The 16,734-nt window shown below is 74.7% G+C and carries 12 protein-coding genes; 2 read left to right on the top strand and 10 right to left on the bottom strand.

The features are described 5' to 3' along the window. Positions 1 to 19: 19 nt before the first annotated feature. The 10 genes from E4A51_RS12770 to E4A51_RS12815 form a co-directional block, all read right to left on the bottom strand. A complete protein-coding gene (locus E4A51_RS12770) occupies positions 20 to 331 on the bottom strand; it encodes a hypothetical protein (RefSeq protein ID WP_134851959.1) in 312 nt (103 codons plus the stop codon). 41 nt (positions 332 to 372) lie between these two features. Next, entirely contained in the window at positions 373 to 1,092 is a 720-nt protein-coding gene (locus E4A51_RS12775) for a trypsin-like serine protease (protein ID WP_167748910.1), read from the bottom strand. A 22-nt stretch (positions 1,093 to 1,114) separates the two neighbouring features. After that, positions 1,115 to 1,663 carry a hypothetical protein gene (locus tag E4A51_RS12780; protein ID WP_134851961.1) on the bottom strand — a complete coding sequence of 183 codons (549 nt, stop codon included), beginning with the start codon at positions 1,661 to 1,663 and terminating at the stop codon, positions 1,115 to 1,117. Then, complete coding sequence (locus E4A51_RS12785; protein WP_134851962.1) at positions 1,660 to 2,742, bottom strand: hypothetical protein; 1,083 nt, start codon at positions 2,740 to 2,742, stop codon at positions 1,660 to 1,662. The genes E4A51_RS12780 and E4A51_RS12785 overlap by 4 nt, the downstream gene beginning before the upstream one ends. Before the next feature lie 227 nt (positions 2,743 to 2,969). Next, a complete protein-coding gene (locus tag E4A51_RS12790) occupies positions 2,970 to 3,782 on the bottom strand; it encodes a hypothetical protein (RefSeq protein WP_240696470.1) in 813 nt (270 codons plus the stop codon). A 211-nt stretch (positions 3,783 to 3,993) separates the two neighbouring features. Further along, positions 3,994 to 5,253: a hypothetical protein gene (locus E4A51_RS12795; RefSeq protein WP_134851963.1), complete on the bottom strand. Its 1,260-nt coding sequence runs from the start codon at positions 5,251 to 5,253 to the stop codon at positions 3,994 to 3,996. A 221-nt stretch (positions 5,254 to 5,474) separates the two neighbouring features. Next, the gene (locus E4A51_RS12800; protein ID WP_134851964.1) at positions 5,475 to 6,146 is read right to left on the bottom strand and encodes an AIM24 family protein; all 672 of its coding nucleotides are present in this window, start codon (positions 6,144 to 6,146) and stop codon (positions 5,475 to 5,477) included. A gap of 117 nt (positions 6,147 to 6,263) precedes the next feature. Continuing rightward, complete coding sequence (locus tag E4A51_RS12805; protein WP_134851965.1) at positions 6,264 to 13,223, bottom strand: DUF5979 domain-containing protein; 6,960 nt, start codon at positions 13,221 to 13,223, stop codon at positions 6,264 to 6,266. Between the two features lie 212 nt (positions 13,224 to 13,435). Further along, positions 13,436 to 14,527: an AraC family transcriptional regulator gene (locus tag E4A51_RS12810; protein ID WP_070318620.1), complete on the bottom strand. Its 1,092-nt coding sequence runs from the start codon at positions 14,525 to 14,527 to the stop codon at positions 13,436 to 13,438. A 133-nt stretch (positions 14,528 to 14,660) separates the two neighbouring features. Beyond that, positions 14,661 to 15,068: a transferase gene (locus tag E4A51_RS12815; protein ID WP_233421030.1), complete on the bottom strand. Its 408-nt coding sequence runs from the start codon at positions 15,066 to 15,068 to the stop codon at positions 14,661 to 14,663. Between the two features lie 304 nt (positions 15,069 to 15,372). Between E4A51_RS12815 and E4A51_RS12820 the strand changes: the two genes are divergently transcribed. Together E4A51_RS12820 and E4A51_RS12825 are read left to right on the top strand one after the other, a co-directional pair. Further along, positions 15,373 to 15,870 carry an OsmC family protein gene (locus E4A51_RS12820; RefSeq protein ID WP_134851966.1) on the top strand — a complete coding sequence of 166 codons (498 nt, stop codon included), beginning with the start codon at positions 15,373 to 15,375 and terminating at the stop codon, positions 15,868 to 15,870. 1 nt (position 15,871) lies between these two features. Further along, positions 15,872 to 16,645 (top strand): hypothetical protein, encoded by a 774-nt coding sequence (locus E4A51_RS12825; RefSeq protein WP_070318622.1) that lies wholly within the window; start codon positions 15,872 to 15,874, stop codon positions 16,643 to 16,645. Positions 16,646 to 16,734 lie beyond the last annotated feature (89 nt).

Raw genomic sequence — 16,734 nt, forward strand, 5'->3', positions numbered from 1 at the left:
CCCACCGGCGGCTCGACCATCACAGGCACGCCCCAGTCGGTGAACTGCTGCACGGTCGTCGTCTGCACTCCCCCGAACGTGCCGTCCCCTGCGTCCCGACGACCACGTGCCCGTCGGCGAGCCACACGATGAGCTCCTGCATATCGACGCCGGCCATGCTGAACGGTGCGTCGGACTGCAGGCGCCACGCGTGCACCTCGCCGCCGTTGACCAGGTCGATGACGTCCTGGTCGGGCTGCACCGTGTACGTGGGCGACATGGCGATCATGCCGGCGCTGACGGCCGGGTCGGCGAGCGTGCGGTACCCGGTGCCGACCGTGCCGGCGAGCACCTTCTCGGAGTCGCTGCTGGTGACGTCGCCCTCGACCCAGCCTACGAAGCCCCCGGTTGCCCGGCCTGCTGCAGCAGCACCGCGACGGCGTCGGGGCTCGCGTACAGGCCAGGTTCGTCGGGTCCACAGCCGAGCCCTCCCAGGGTGATGCCCTGCAGACGGAGGCGCCCGCCCTTGAGGGTGTAGGCACCGGATCCGCTGTCGCCGATGCAGGTGTTCTGCGTGCCGGTCGGGGTCATGCACACCCACCGGCCGGGTGCGCGGTCGGCGTCATCAGCGGCGGCGAGGACCGGTGTGCACTCGTGGCCGTCCACGACCCGTAGGGGCATCGTCTTGGCCTGGCAGGGCCGCCTCTGGTCGGTGTCGACACGCCCCCAGCCGACGGCGACCGTCGTGGTGCCGATGTCGGGGAGCGACGCGACCTCCGCGACGTCGGCGGCGACGGGCTGCCCGAGCCGCAGCAACGCCAGCTCGGCGGCCGGACCTTCCCCGAGCAGGCGTCGCACGACGGCGCGGCGTTCACCGGCGACGGGGTCGGCGCACAGGTCGTGCTCGCCGACGAGCACGTCGGGCAGGGGGCCGTCGCGCAAGCAGTGCGCGGCGGTCACGACCAGGTCCGGGGCGACCAACGCACCCGAGCAGAAGGTGTTCGCCCATGTGCGGGACGGTGCCGCGCTGGCGTTGAGCACGGCGACGTACGCCCCCGCCGGCAAGCCCTCGGCGGCAGGGCCGGTGCACCCGGCGGCCGCGAGCAGCGTCACCAGCGCGACGGCGGCACCACGTTCAGCACTGCGCACCGGGTGCGACCCCGTACTCGACCAGCACCGGCTCGCGGTACGTGTCCCCGCCGCTGCGGTAGTACACGACGGTTCTGCTGACCGCCGCGTACTCGTCCGGCGACTCGGGCACGGCCTGCACGATCAGCGACACCGTGGCCCCGGGCTCGACGACCGTCCCGTCAGGCGCGGCCATACGTGCCAGCACCTGCTCCTCGGGGCCGATCAGGTCGTCACCGGCAGGCCACGCGAACCCCCCGAGGAGCTCTCCCCGGGCAGGGCCCTCGACGTCGACGAAGTAGTGCACCGTGTCGAGGTTGTCCCCCGACCCGGTGATCCGGGTGATCTCCACCGGCTCGTCCCCCGTGTTGGTCAACGGCTCACCGAAGTACACCTGCCGGTCGGTGCCCGCGGGCAGGCACACGTGGACGTCGTCCGCCTCCGGGCGCGGCCCCGTCAGCGGGCCGTCGTCGGCGGGGGCGCACGCGCTCAGCACCGCCCCCGCGACGACCAACCCGAGGGCCACCGCGGACGCGCGCACCCCCGCCCTGCTCACTTGACGACGATCTGGTAGGCCGTGGACTCCGTCGCGTACCCACCGGACCCGCACACCTTGCCACCGGCGTTCGGGAACTTGACGACGAGCTTGCCCTTGGAGCTCCACCCGGTCTGCGCGCTCAGGCCCACCCCGTACACCGTGACGGCACCGTTCCACTGAACCTGCTTGCTCTTGTCCTTGGTGAAGGTCGAGCCCTTGAGGTAGGACGTGCAGTAGCTCGCGGACGGTGTCGACACAGCAGCGAAGCTCGTCCCACCGACCCACAGATCGGGCCTGACCGTGTAGGTCGTCACGGAGACGGGCTTGGGCTGCTGCCGCACCGTCTGGCACGTGACCGCGTACTTGCCGTACCGCACCTGCGTTCGCGCGAGCTTGCTTCCCTTACCGGACATGGTCGGGTAGTCGACCGTGCTCGTCGAGCTGATGGAGCTGGTGCCGCTGACGCTGAATCCCGTCGTCGGCCCCTTCGTCGAAGCAGCGACACCAAGCGTGCTGGACTGACCGGTGGAGTACTGGAAGTCGACCGACGAACCGGGGTTCGTGGAGAACAGACCGCCGATCGGTACCCAGAAGTTCCCCAGGTTCGTGCGCTTGGCCGTGGAGCACGACTTCTCCACGTAGCCCCCGAGCTCGACCTCGCCGGCAGCAGCAGGTTCCTCGACCAGGTGTCCTACCTCGCTCACGGTTCCGAGATCGACGACGCTGGCGTCGTCGCCGCTCCCCTGGGCGACATCGGCGACAGAGACGGCGAAGGAGCTGGCGAACTCCGACGCGCCGTTGTCGGCGCTCAGGTAGAGGTTCACCTCGCCGTAGCCGGAGGCGTAGCTCTCCAGGGTCTCGGCGTCGTCGACCGTCACCGTGAAGGATCCGTCGCCCGCGACCTCCGCAGCGCCAACAGGTTCGAGATGCACCTGCTCGCCGACCTCGAGGTCGGCGAGCACCTCGTTGGCGGGCCAGGCGAAGAGGGTGGCCGAGGGAGGGGGAGCCGCGTCCGCGTCGCTCAGATCGAAAGTCCCCTCGGCGATCACTTCTCCGCCGGGGGTGTCGACTGGCGCAGCGCCGACGAGCACAGACACGGTGAGCAACGTGACCGTGAGACTTCCCACGGTGCGGATAGTTGTCGAGGCAGCTCGCATGCGGCGCTGGACCTCCTGCTCGACGGGGTGAGCCCCAGGGATGAGCACGCGGGGCATCACGTGGTGAGCGGAACCGTAGCGACACACGGGGGCCCACCGTGGGCGAACGGCAGTCCGATCGACGACAGGCTCTTCGAAGGTCTGCCTCTCCACCCGGACGCCCCACCTCACCCCACCGGCGGCTCGACCACCACGGGCACGCCCCAGTCGGTGAACTGCTGCACGGTCGTCGTCTGCACTCCCCCGAACGTCCCGGTGCCCTGCGTCCCGACGACCACGTGCCCGTCGGCGAGCCACACGATGAGCTCCTGCATGTCGACGCCGGCCATGCTGAACGGCGCGTCGGACTGCAGGCGCCACGCGTGCACCTCGCCGCCGTTGACCAGGTCGACGACGTCCTGGTCGGGCTGCACCGTGTACGTGGGCGACATCGCGATCATGCCGGCGCTGACGGACGGGTCGGCGAGCGTGCGGTACCCGGTGCCGACCGTGCCGGCGAGCACCTTCTCGGAGTCGCTGCTGGTGACGTCGCCCTCGACCCAGCGACCGTCGATCGTGATCCACGACCGGTCCTGCGTGAGCACGAACGACGTGGTGCCGTCGGCGTCGACCATCGTGCCGGTCATGGCGGGCGCGTCGGAGAACACGAAGTCGACCTCGGCGGTGGAGTCGCCGGACTGCACGTGCTCGTGGCCGCTGCCCGCGGCCAGCGAGAACCCGATGACGCACGCCGACAGGTCGGCGCCCGTGACGCTCGCCCCAGGCGCGAGCTCGACCGCGTCGCACTCCGCGGGCGCCGCGACCACGGGTACGTCGGGCGTCGCGGACGCGGTGGGCGACGGCGACGCGACGACCGTCGGCGCCGACGTGCTGGGCGACGCACCCGGCGTGGGCGACGTGCCGGACGAGCACGCGGCGAGGGCCGCGACCGCGGCGACGGCGAGCAGGGCGGGACGGGCCGACGGCCGGTTCAGACGCACGGTCGCGAACGTACCGACACGCGAACCCGCAGGCCAGCCCCCGCGGGCGTGACGTCCGACCCACGCCGCACCGCCCGCTGTGACAGGCGCCGACCGGGCGATCACCCACCGTCCGGGCTGCACCGCCCGGCCCGCACCGCTCGGCCCCCACCGCTCGGCGTGCACCGGCCGGCCGGCACCGTGCGCTGCATCGCGCGCACGGCGCGGGACCTCACCCCCAGCGCACCACGGTCGTCGTCGCGAACCCGTCCGGTGACGGCAGCGACTGCCAGGCGACGACGTCACCCGCGCACATGACCGTGCCGTAACCGCCCTCCACCTCGACCTCGCGCAGGTCGAGGGTCGGCACGTCGAGGACGAAGACGGTGCCGGCAGCCACACCGCTGCCGTCGTTCGTCGTCCAGACGAGCCGGTCGCCGCAGAGCGCGAGGTCCGTGCGCTGGCCGGCGCCCGCGGTCGGGACGGCGACCAGGCTGCCGCTCGACGGGTCGTGCACGTACACCGTGCCCGTGCTGAAGGACGGTGCGGACGTGACGAACGCGAGGCGTGAGCCGTCGGCGACCAGGTCGACGACGTTGACACCGGGTGGCCCGTCCACCGTCAGCAGCGGCGCCGTGTCGCCCCCGCCCGCCGCAGCCGCGACGACGGACCGACCGTCCGCGATCGTCGGGTCGTCGCGGTAGGTGCGCACGACGTACAGCCCGTCGTCGCCCACGGCGGGCCTGGCCGCGCCCCGCGCCTCGACGCTGAGCGGTCCCCTGCCGCGCACGTCGCGTGACACCACCTGCATCTGAAGATCGCCGGCGCCGGCCGGGGCGGGTGTCGCCCAGTACACGCGGCCGTCGGCCACGACGGGGCGGGCGTCGCCGTTCAGCACCGGCATCGGCCCGTCGATCACCTCCTCCGACGTGGCCACGAGCGAGGTCCGCCCCGTGTCGTCCCGCGCGAACACCCGCCAGTTCGACTGGTCGAGCCGGATGCTGGCTGTCTCGGCCCACGCCACGGCGCCCTGCCCTGCGTCCGCGCCGTAGAGCTGACGCGGTGCGTCCCCGGGCACCATGCCGTCCGTTTCAGGCCAGGGTTCGAAACGGTGCCCGTCGTACGTGCCGATGGCCGAGGGCTCGGCGACCGCGGCACCGCCCTGGTACTGGTTCTCCGGGACGCGCTGAACAACCAGATCCCCGGTCGGCAGCACGTCGAGCCCCAGCAGCGTGTCGTCGGCCGGCGTGCGCGACAGCACCGCGAAGTCGGCACCCTCGACGGCGGCGCGCGCGGAGGCGAGCGCGAGCGGCGTGGGGACCACCTCGGCGCCGTCCGGCAGGCGAAGCGTCACCGGACCGTCGACGACGGCCTGCGACGGACCTGGCCCCCGCTCGAGCTCCGCCTCGACCGGCGGCGGTGCGGCGGGCGTGCACGCGACGAGCGCGGCGGCCAGCAGGGCCGCGGGGCCGGCCCACGAGAGTCGTGCCATGCGTCCCGTCCTCGAGCCCGGTGGTGAGCGACGTGCGCCGCCGAGGTCGCGGCGCCGGGTGCAGTCTCTCGGCCCCGCCCTGACCGGCGCGCGGCCCTTTGGTCCTCGCCCCGCACCTCCCGCCCGCCCCGCACCTCCCGCCCGCCCGCCCCGGGAGAGCGTGAGGGGTTGCCGTCGCGAGGCGACGACAACCCCTCACACCCGCAGGCCGGGACGGGGCGTCAGCTCGTCTGCCCCAGCCCCGCGAACCCCTCGGACGGCTGCACGACCACGAAGCCCGGGCCGTGGAACTTGTACTGGAACGCCTCCCCCGTGCCGCCGCGCAGTAGCGAGCTCATGTTCATGCTCGACACGACCTCGGGCACGAGGTTCGCCGACCAGCACACAGCGGCGTTGGGGTCGACGAACGTGGGCTGCTGCGAGCAGTCGAGGATGACGGGCTGGCCGTCGGACGTCAGCGCGACGGACCCGTGGCCTTGGATGAGGGTGTTGAACAGGCCGCCGGTCATCATGCCGGCGCCGCGCGTGCGGTGCAGGTCCCACTGCAGGGTCGCGTCGAACGCGAGCAGCGACGCGCCGCCGACGCTGATCGCGTCGCCCTCGAGGTGGATGATGAACACCGTCTCGGCGAACCGTGCGAAGAACACGTCGCCCTGCCCCGAGACGGTCATGAGCGCCTGGTCGTCGGAGCTGATCGCGCGCTTGACGAACTTCGCCAGCGTGTCCGAGCCCTTGTGGTGGAACTGCACGGCCCCCTGGTAGGCGACCATCGAACCCTTCGCGGCGAGCACGGGCTCGCCGAGGGTCACCTTGAGCATCTTGGAGTTCTGCAGGAAGAACCGCTGTCCGTTCTCGACCTCGAGGTTCGCCTGGTCGAAGATGTCGCTACGCATGGGCGTCATCCTGCACCCCCACGGGGGCACGACGACGCCGCCCGGGTGAGTTCACCCGGACGGCGTCGTGCAGCGGTGGCGGCCGGCGTCGGGGGGGATGCCGGCCGCCACCGGTCCTCAGGCCCGTCGCCTCCGCAGGGCGACGAGCAGGCCACCGGCTGCCAGCAGCAGCAGGGCCCCCAGGCCGGCGCGCAGCACGTCCGCACCGGTCAGCGCGAGCGGGTCACGGTCCGCGGCGGTCGTGCCGCCGTCCGCCGGCGGCGCGTCGAACGTGTTGACCAGCTCGACCACGGCCTGCCCCGGCGCGGTCGTCCCAGCCAGCCCGACGACGGGCACGCGGGCACCCGTCGACCTCACGGGCTCGCGCCCCTCGACGCGCACGGTCGCGGCCACCTGCGCGGCCCCGCCCGTCTCCGTCTCGGTGACCGTGCAGTCCGCGCCGACGGGCAGGCCCGTCCACGACGCGGTCAGCGCGGTCGGCGCCCGCAGCGTGCGCTGCGCACCGCCGGGCACGTCGAGCGGCACGTCCTGGCCGTCGACCGGCCACGTGCACACCAGCTCGACCGTGAACGGCCCGGCCGCGCCCGGCGCCGTCGTGGCGCCCGCGACCTGCTTGACGACCTCGACCGACGTGACGTCGAACGTGTTGGTCGCCGTCACCACGGCCGCCGGGACCTCGCCCTCGTCGGACGCGGGCTCGACCGTCACGACGCCGTCGGCCGGTGCGAGCACCGAGCTCGTGGCGCCGCCCGCGGCCGTCTCCAGCACGCGGCACGACGTGCCCACCGGGAACGGCCCGAACGTCCGCAGCCCGCCCGCGAGCAGGTCGAACGACTCGTCGAGCACCGTGCGCGCGTCGTACGTGCAGACCGCGGAGAACCCGAAGGACGCACCCGCGCCCCACGTGGCCGCACCGGCGCCGTCGACGACCTTGCGGACCTCGAGCACACCCGCGTCGAACCCGTTGACGACCTCGACGCTTGCGCCGTCGGCGCCCACGGTCACGTCGGCCGCACCCGGACCGGTCGGCACGACGCCATCCCCGACCAGCAGCACGCGGTCGGCGCCGCGGCTGTCGGTCTCGGTCAGCGCGCACGTCGCACCGGCGGGGATGACCTCGTCCGGGGCCGTGAACGTCTCGCCGTCGGCGAGCGTGAACGTCAGCGCGTCGGCGCCGTCGAACGTCACGGGCGCACCCGTGCCCGCCGCGGTGCAGGTCAGCGCGAACGTGAACGGCCCCTCGAGGCCCGCGGTCGCGGTCGAGTCCACGCGCTTGGTGACGCTCAGGCCGCCGAACGCGTACGTGTTGGTCAGCGTCGCGACCTGCGCGGTCGGCACGGCGCCGTCCGCACCCGCGGGCGCGTCGACCTCGAGCCGGACCGTGCCGGACCGCGTCGTCTCGCCGTGGCTGCCGGGCTCACCGGTCTCGGTGACGTCGCACCGCGCACCCACCGGCACGCCGTCGACGCGGGCCGTCCAGCCGTTGCCCTCGTCGAGCGTGAGCGTCGCGGCGGCCCCCAGGTCGAGGGTGACGCCGTCGAGCGTGCAGACCACGTCGGCGCCGAACGACGCCGGCGCGTAGCCGCCCGCCGGGCCCTCGACGACCTTGCGGACCTCGATCGGGCCGGTCAGCACCTCGACGCCCATCTTGGGCGGCGCGATCTTCGACCACGTCGGCGCACCCACGTCGTGGTACTTCACGCCGAACTGGTTCCACGCGACCACCGCGTCGGCCGCCGAGCCCGCGGGCACGCCGTCGACGACGTCGTCGCCCGCCAGCACGTTGACGGTCGAGAACGTCACGTCGACGAACTGCCCGCTCAGCAGCGCCCCCGCGGCCGACGGCCGCAGGTCCACGTGCACGCGCAGGCCCGTGACGGCCGACCAGTCGGTCGCGTCGTCGGCCACCGACCACGTCTCGCCCGACTGCTCGCAGACGGCCTGGTCCTGCAGGCCGGCCCACGTGCCGGCGCACACGTCCGCCGTCGTCGTCACCTCGGTCACCACCACGGCACCCGCGGGCGCCGTGACCTGCAGCGAACCGGGCACGACCTGCGGGCGGTACACCGAGCCGCGCTCGCCGCCCGTGATGATCATGCGGTCACCGGTCGCCGCGAGCGGGTCGAAGATCGTCAGCTCGTCGACGCTCGTCGTGCCCGCGTTCTGCGCGCGCAGCACCCAGTCGTCCTGCGCACCGGCCAGCGATCGCGCGATGCACGGCGTGCGGTGGTAGTGGCCGCCCGTCGCGGTCAGGCGCGTCGTGCACTCCTGGCCGTCGGCCGTCGCCGCACCGGGCTGCGAGCCCCGCACGCCCTTGACGGCGAACAGGTTGGACCCCGCGCGCGGCGACACGTGGTCGGCCGAGCCGCACGTGGTCGCGTCGTCCGCCCACGCGCCCGTCACGGGGCGCGAGCCGTCGAGCGGCGTGCACGCCTCGAGCGTCTGCGCGGTGCGCACGGCCATGGTGTTCACCGCGCGCTGCCCCGCCGACAGACCGGGCTGCAGCTCGAGCACCAGACGCACGGCCACGCGCTCGCCCGGCGCCAGGCGGCGCGCGTCCTGCGGCCACGCGAGCACCAGGTCGTCGCCGTCGACCGACACGGTCACCTGGTCACCCATGGCGCTGCCCGCGGGCACCGTCACGACCGGCGCGGTCTCACCCGTCCACACGAGGTGCTCGGGCAGCGTGTCGCGCAGCTCGGCGACGTCGAGGTAGCCGCTGCCCGCGTTGCGGAACGACAGGTCCCACGGCACGGCCGTGCCGACCTGCACGGTGCGGTTGCCCTCGTTGGCGAGCTTGTCGACCGCGAGGCGGTGCGTGCCCTCGAAGAGGTCGACCGCGGCGGCGCTCGCGCGCTCCTGCGACGCCTCGCCGTTGAGCCGGTCCGCCTGGCCCACCACCGTGTTGGTCACCTCGTGGTGGTCGGCGTCCAGCACGATCGGGTCGCCGCCCGTGCGCGTGACGTCCCGCAGCCGCACCTGCAGCTGCGCGGTCGTCGACCAGCCCGGTGCGGGCACCGCGTCCGAGAAGAACGCACCGTCGGCGCGCGACAGCACGAACCGGACGCCGTCGACCTCACCGGCGCGCTCCGCCGCGACCGGCAGCGTCGGGGTCGCCCCCGGCGTACCCGTCACCCAGGCGTCCGCGCCGCCGGGCCCGAACGGCCCGTGCACGTCGACCTGCACCTGGTCGGCGCCCGCAGGCAGCGTCACCGCACCCAGGCCCACCAGGTCGAACCGGTCCCAGAACTCCGGCGACGTCGTCGCGTCGTCCTGCAGACGCACCTGCGCCGGCGCGAGCGTGCCCGCCGGGGCCGTGCCGTTCGTCGCCGTCAGGCGCACCGTCAGCGGCTCGTCGCGCGTCGGCTCGGTGACCACCGCGGGCGAGATCGTCTTGGCGACGCCCACGTTGATCTCGCCGCCCGTGAGGCGCACGTCGACGCCGTCGGTGCCGGCGGCGATCGTCGCGCCCGCCGGGTCCAGCACCGGGTCGTACGACTGGGCGTACATGTGGTTCTCGACCGTCACGGACTCGCCGGCGCGCAGCGTCTGCGCCTGGCCCGTCGACCGGACCTCGGTGCGCAGGCGCGTGTCGAGGTCGAGCCGCAGGCGGTTGCCCTGCGTGATCGTGCCGCCCGTCACCGCCGGGTCGGTGCCCTGGAACGTCGCGCTCAGCGCCACGACGTCCGCGAGCTGCGCGGGCGTCATCGCGAGCAGCGCCGCGACGGTCGTGCGCTCGCTGGTGTAGTCGCCGTCGGCGTACCGCAGCAGCCACGCGGTCGACGCCGCGAGGTCCACCTCGGCCGGACGCGTCGCGGAGAACCGCACCTTCGTCAGGTCGAACCGGTCGAACGGGCTCTCGCCGCTGCCGGGTGCGAGCCAGTCCACGGACGCCGCGAACGGGTCGGCGGTCGGGTCCGCGAGCGCGCACGCCGTGCCCTGCACGTCGACGTCGGAGCAGGCCGGGTCGGTGATGCGCAGGTACGAGGCGCGGGCCACGGCGTCGTTCCACGCCGTGAGGCCGAACGTGCGCGTGGGCCACTGGTCCGCCGGGACCACGCCGGGCCGCGGCACGTACGCGACGTCACCCGTCGACACGGTCTTGTCGACGCGCACGAGCGGCGTCGAGCCCGTGATCGTGATGTCCGCGCGCTCCTGCGCGGTCACGACGCCGTCGGTGCGCTGCGCCGCGATGCCCACGGTGTTGCGCACGACGCCCGCGGCGCCCGCGTTGTAGGTCTCCTCGTCGGTGACCCAGCCGCCCGTGCGGCGCACCTCACGGATCTGCCACTGCAGGTCGAGCGTGCGGTCGATCGACGACGCCGCGACGCCCGTGCCCACGGCCGGCGCGAACGGGTCGAGGGCGGCGCCGGCCTGGCGGGCCGCGGCGCGCGCGGGGCCGTTCTCCTCCAGGACGAGCTGCACGCCCCACGCGTCGGCGCGCTGCTGCGCCGTCAGCGTGTACCCGACGAACCCGCCGCCGTTGGTCCAGCCGCCCGCGGGCGCCGTGACCGACTGCCAGGACCGGCCGCCCGCGCCGTCCGGCAGCAGCAGCCGCACGTCGGTCACGCGGTCGTACCTGAGGTACCAGCCGTTCGTGAACGGCGTCGCCGAGTAGGCGATCGGCTGCACGCGCACCAGGTCGAACGCGTCGAGCAGCGTGCCCGCCGGGTCGGCCGCGGCCGGGTCCGTCGCGGCGGCCGGGTCGGTGAGCGTCACCGACGACGCCCCCGCGGCGGTCCGCCACGCGACGCGCGTCGTGCGCTGCTGGCCCGACTGCGCGGCGACCGTCGGCTGCGTCCACGTCTTGCGGACCTCCACCGGGCCCGTGCCGGGCGGCGGCGGGGTGACCGCCGCGTCGTCGTCCGCGTCGTCGCCGTCGGACACCGGGGTGCCGCCGCCGGTCGTGCCGCTGCCGACCACGGTCGCCGCGTTGCGCAGCGTCGTCGTGCCCTCGGGCAGGGTGCCGCCGCTGCGCAGCGTGCCGCGCGCGGTCGTCACGAGGTACGGCGTGACGGTCGTGTTCTCCTCGAAGCCGTCGGCGTCGTGCAGGCGCAGCTCGACGCCCGTGACGTCGGACAGGGCGGTGCCGCCGGGCAGCCCGGCCGCGAGCTCCGCGGCGTCGAGCTGCAGCAGCCACGCCGCGCCCTGCGCGGGCTCCGTGCGGACCGTGACCCACGTGCCGACGGACGTCTGCAGGCGCACCTCGACCGACGTCTCCGACGGCACCTGCGTCGGCGCGATCGCCGTCAGGTCGAAGCCGTCCCAGAAGCCGCGCGCGGCGCCGTCCCACGCGTCGGTGACGACGAGGTCGCGCGCCGTGACGTACGACGACGACACCGCGAGCGTCGTGCGCAGCTCGGTGACCGCGGTGTCGCCCGGGCGCAGCTGGGCGTTCGGGCGGACCGTCTTGGCCAGGCCCACCTCGATGGACGCGGGCACGACCGTGAGGCGCGCGTTGTCCGTGCCCTGCGCGGTGTTGCCGTTGGGCGCCTCGACGCGCACCGTCGCGGTGTTGTCGAGCTGGCGCACCGGGCCGGTCGCGGTCTCGGCGGTGAGCACCGTGACGCGGGCGCGCGCGGGCTCGGCGGCCGGCGCGATCGAGCCCGTGAACACGAGCTCGAACCCGGTGACGTGCACGCCCGCGCCCAGCGCGGGGGCGGCCGGCACGTCGCCCGCGGCGAACGTGACGGACGGCGTCGAGCCGTCGGACAGGTGGTAGACGACCGACGCGCCCGTCGCGCCGGTCGGCCACGACGGCGCGCCGTCGAACCCGCCGAACGCGGGGTCGGCGCCGAAGAAGTCGAGGTCGCTCACGCGCAGCTCGCGGACCGGCACGTCGGACGTCTGCGACGCCACGAGGCTCAGCACGCTCGGCTCGCCGGCCGAGACGCGCGCCGGCGCGAAGTCCTTGACGACCTCGGTGCCCAGGCGCGCGGGGTCGACGCGGTACGGCGCGGTCGCCGTCGCGGACACCGGGTCCTGCCCGTCGACCTCGACGGTCGCCGCGACCGTGTTGGTGAGCGAGCTCGTCGCGACCGACAGATCGGCGCCGGTCGTGCGGTGCGTCGCGCGCTGCGCGACGCCCAGGTCGAGCGACAGCGTGTCGCCGACGGCCACGGGGCCGTCGCACGTCACGCGCAGGCCCCCGACGGCGTCCGCGTCGACGCCGCCGGGGAGCACGAGACCGCCGTCGCCCGCGACCCACGTCCACGAGCCCGCACGCTGCACGTACGCGTCGACGCGCACCGCGGTGCAGCCGGTCGGCACCTGCACGCCGCTGAGCGACACGAGGTCGACGAGCGTGAACGGGTTCGCGGCGTCGAGGGTCGCGGCACCCTCGGGCGCGACCGCGGGCTCCTGCAGCACGAGCGCGTCGGCCGGCACGTTGGCGGCGTTGGTCGCGCCGATCGTGATGGTCGACGGCGCACCCGCGGCGAACGCCTGCTGGGCCGGCGTCCACGACTTGGCGGGGGTGACGGCCACGGTCACCGGCACCGTGACCTCGACCTGCGCCGACGCGGTCGCGGGCGCCGAGTTGGTCGCCGTGACCGTCGCGGTGTTGACGTGCGTGGTCGTGGTGCCCGGCGGCAGGTCGGTCGGCACGCGCAGCGTCAGCTGCACCGAGAACGTCTGACCCGCCTGGATGCCCTCACCCGTCGGGCTGACGGTCGGCTGCGTGAACGCGACGTCGAGCCGCGTGTCGGCCGCGACGACCGCGGGCGCCGTCGCCGACGTCGTGCCGCCCGACGTCCACGTCGGGACGAACGTCAGACCCGGCGTCGACGGCAGCAGCTCGACGTCCAGCAGCTCGTGCCCCGCGTGCTCGCCCAGCGGGTCCGTCAGCACCGCGTCGAGGCACGACGCCTCCGAGCACGCCACCTGCACGCTGTACGTGTACGTGTCGCCCGGCGCGAGCTCGCCGCGGTCCACCGACTTGGTGATGCCGAGGTACTGGGGGTCTGCCGCAGCCGCCGGTGCCGTGAGCACGGGCAGCGCGAGCAACGCGGCGAGCGCCGCTGCGACGAACGACATGAGGCGGCGCACGGGAGCGCGACCTCGGGACTGCGTGGGCATGCGGGAGCCTCCGACGAGGGGTGGGGGTCGCCCACACCATGGAGGCCCTAGGTCCCCTCACCGGGGTGAGACTGCGCGGTACGTCACGCACGCGCGCACGAATCGTCAACGCGGTCCGGTTCGCCGCATTCGGCTCGGTCGCGGAGGTGGTCGCGGAGGTGAGGCGGCGCACACGGCCGACGGCCCCGCCGGGGCCCTGACCTGCCGCTCCGTCAGCGCGACGTCGGCAGCGGCTGGCCGCGCAGCGCCGCGGCGCGGAACTGCGTGGGCGTCAGCCCGAAACGGTCACGGAACGCCCGGCCCAGCTGGGCGGTCCCGGCGAACCCCGTCTCGCGCGCGACGCGCCGCACCGTCACGCCGTCGTCGGCACCCGCGAGCATCTCCGCGGCGTGCTCGAGCCGGATGTCCCGCAGCGTCGTCGCGAACGAGTCCCGGCTGTCCTCGAACTGCGCGAACAGGTGCCGCTTGCTGATGCGCAGCTCGCGCGCGACCACGTCCGCGTCGAGGTCCGGGTCCGCGTACCGCTCGACGAGCAGCGCCCGGACCCGGTCGCGCATCCCCGGCTCGGGCGGCGCCTGCCCGCGGTCGATGGCCGACGCGACCGTGGCCGCCACGAGCCCCTGCAGCGCCTGCGTCGCGGTGAGACGCACCACGGCATCGACGTCGTCGTCGAAGAGCACCTCCAGCAGGTGCTGCGCGGCCGGCGCCAGAGGCGCGTCGCGCAGCACGAGGTCCTCGTCGCGCAGGATCGCGTCGGGGCGCCGGCCGTAGAGGGACGTCGTCAGCAGCACGACGGTCCGCCGGCAGGGGCCCGTCTCCCACGCGACGCCGTACCGGCCGCGCGGCGGGTGCAGCAGGACGTCCCCCGGGCCGATCGGCAGCTCGTGGTCGCCGCGCAGCACGCGCCCGTGCCCCTGCTCGACGAGCTCCACCACCGCGAGGCGCGGCCCCGCGGGCACGGCGAGCGGGGCGCGGTCGGACACCGCCGTGTACCGCGAGCCGGCGTAGCGGAACAGCACCATGCGGTCGGCGACCACCGGGTGCAGAGTCGCGGACGTCGCGGCGCCGTCGGGGAACGTCAGGTCCCAGCCCATCGGCGCCATGAGCGCGCTGATCTCGCCGCGCCCCACGGCCTGCGGGCCCTGGCCGACCAGCCGCTCGACCCACTCGAGCACGGACTCGGTCGAGCGGTCCTGGCGAAGCACGACCGCCGGACGGGCCTCGTCGGCGGGGCGGGCGTCGCCCGCAGGGGCGGTGGTCGGCGGGGAGGTCGGGTCCGCCGGCGGGGGCTGCGCGTGGGACATGGCCCCGACGCTAACGGGCCGCACGGTGCCCCTCCGGGTGAAGTCGCTGCTCACGACCGCGCTGCACGACCCGCGCGGGCACGCTCACGCCGCCCGGGGCGGCCCGGGCGGCGTGCCGGCTCTCAGGCGTGCGTCAGGCGGCGAGCACGTGCGGCGGGAAGCCGGTGCGCTCGACGTGCGCGCCGTCGGCGATCCGCGCCTCGGGCTCGACGACGAGCGCCGGGTCCAGGTGCGCACCCGCACCGACCTCGACGCGCGCACCCAGGCGGGCGCCGCGGCCGACGACCGCGTCACGGCCGACGTGCACGTGCGAACCCAGTCGCGCGCGCTCGGAGACGACGGCGCCCGGTTCGATCCAGCAGAACCGGCCCACCGACGCGCCGGCCTCGACGACGGCGCCCGGGTCGACCCACGCGGAGTCGGCCACGAACGCGCTGTCGTGCACGCGCGCACCCTTGGCGACGAGGCCGCCGCCGTTCTCGTGTCGCTGGTAGCGGACGACCTTGCCGTCCTCGGTCTCGAGTTCCTCGTATCGCTTCATCCTGCTCATCGCAACGATCCGACCCCATGGTCTGTTCCCACGGGAAGGCCCGTCACACGACCTTCACGCGAGTCCCGCGACCCGGTCCCCGACGCCGTGACCTGCGCCACCGTCCCCCGTCGCCACCCCCGCCCCCCGCACGACGCACGCGGCCCGAGCCAGGGCGGTCGCCGAACGCGGGGAATGTCCGCCTCCCGCGGCCCGGGAGCGGCCGAAGCCCGCGCTCGGCGGGCCCCGCGCGGCGGCCCGTGCACCGTCGCGCACTCACCGAGAACCCGGCGCGACCGCGTGCGAGGATCGCCCCATGACGACCGACCAGGACGCGCGCGACGTCGCCGGGAGCCCGGCACCCACGGGGACGGCGACCCCCGACCCGCTCGCCAACGCGGGCGACACCGCGCTGTGGCTCGAGCGCACCGGCACGCGGCAGTACGTCGGCCGCAGCTCGCGCGGCGCCGAGGTGCGGATCGGGTCGGTGGGCGACCCCGAGGCGTTCTCCCCCGGCGAGCTGCTGAAGATCGCGCTCGGCGCGTGCAGCGGCCTGTCCGCCGACGCCGCGCTCGTGCACCGCCTCGGCGACGACGTCCGGGTCACCATCCGCGTGGGCGGCGCGACGCACCCCACCGAGGACCGCTACCCCGCGCTGGCCGAGGTCATGGAGGTCGACCTCTCGGGCCTCGACGACGCGACGCGCGACCGACTGCTGACGGTCGTGCACCGCGCGGTCGACCAGCACTGCACGGTCGGGCGCACGCTCGAGCACGGCGCCACGACGACGCTCACGGTGTCCGGGGAGCGCTGACGTGCCGCGGCTCGTGCAGGGCGCGCTCGACAAGGCGGTGACGATCCCGTCAGCGACGATCCACGCGCACGTCGAGAGCGTGCGGCGCCGCAACCCCGACGCGAGCCCGGCCCGGGTCGTCGAGCTCCTCGAGAAGGAGTACCTGCTGGTCGTGGCGGGCACGGGCGGCGCCGTCGGCGCCGCGGCGGCCGCGCCGATCGTCGGCACGGGCCTCGCGACCGCCCTGACCGTGAGCGACGTCGCGACGTTCTTCGGCGCGTCCGCGGCGTTCGCGCTCGCCGTCGCGTCGGTGCACGGCATCGAGGTCACCGACACCGAGCGCCGCAAGGCGCTGCTGCTGTCGACCCTGCTCGGCGAGTCGGGCGCGAAGGTCGTGAGCGACGCGACCGAGCTGACCACGTTCCGCGTGGGCCGCGTGCTGCTCACCCGCATGCCGATGGGCACGGTCAAGAAGGTCAACAACCAGCTCACGCGCAAGCTGCTGCGCACGCAGGCCGCCCGGTTCGGCGGGCTCGCGGTCGGGCGGCTCGCGCCCTACGGCCTGGGTGCCGCGATCGGCGTCGCGGGCGGGCGCGCGCTCGGGCAGGGCGTCGTCAAGGGCGCGCGCCTGGCCTTCGGCCCCGCCCCCGAGACGTTCCCGCGGGTCGTCGAGGCCGTGCCCGTGCACGCGCAGCTCGCGACCGCCCCGCACGTCGTCGGGCAGGCCGACGCGGTCGCGCCTTCGCCCACCTCCGGCCGACCCGCGCGCCGACGGGGTCTGCTGCGCCGACGTTGATCGCCGATCCGAGGCACCTGCTGCTTCCCCAGGCACGGATTCGGAGATATCCTGCGGATATCCGCAGAATATTGCCGACGAAGGTGCTT

The sequence above is a fragment of the Cellulomonas sp. HD19AZ1 genome (assembly GCF_004535805.1).
Classification (GTDB): Bacteria; Actinomycetota; Actinomycetes; order Actinomycetales; family Cellulomonadaceae; genus Cellulomonas; species Cellulomonas iranensis.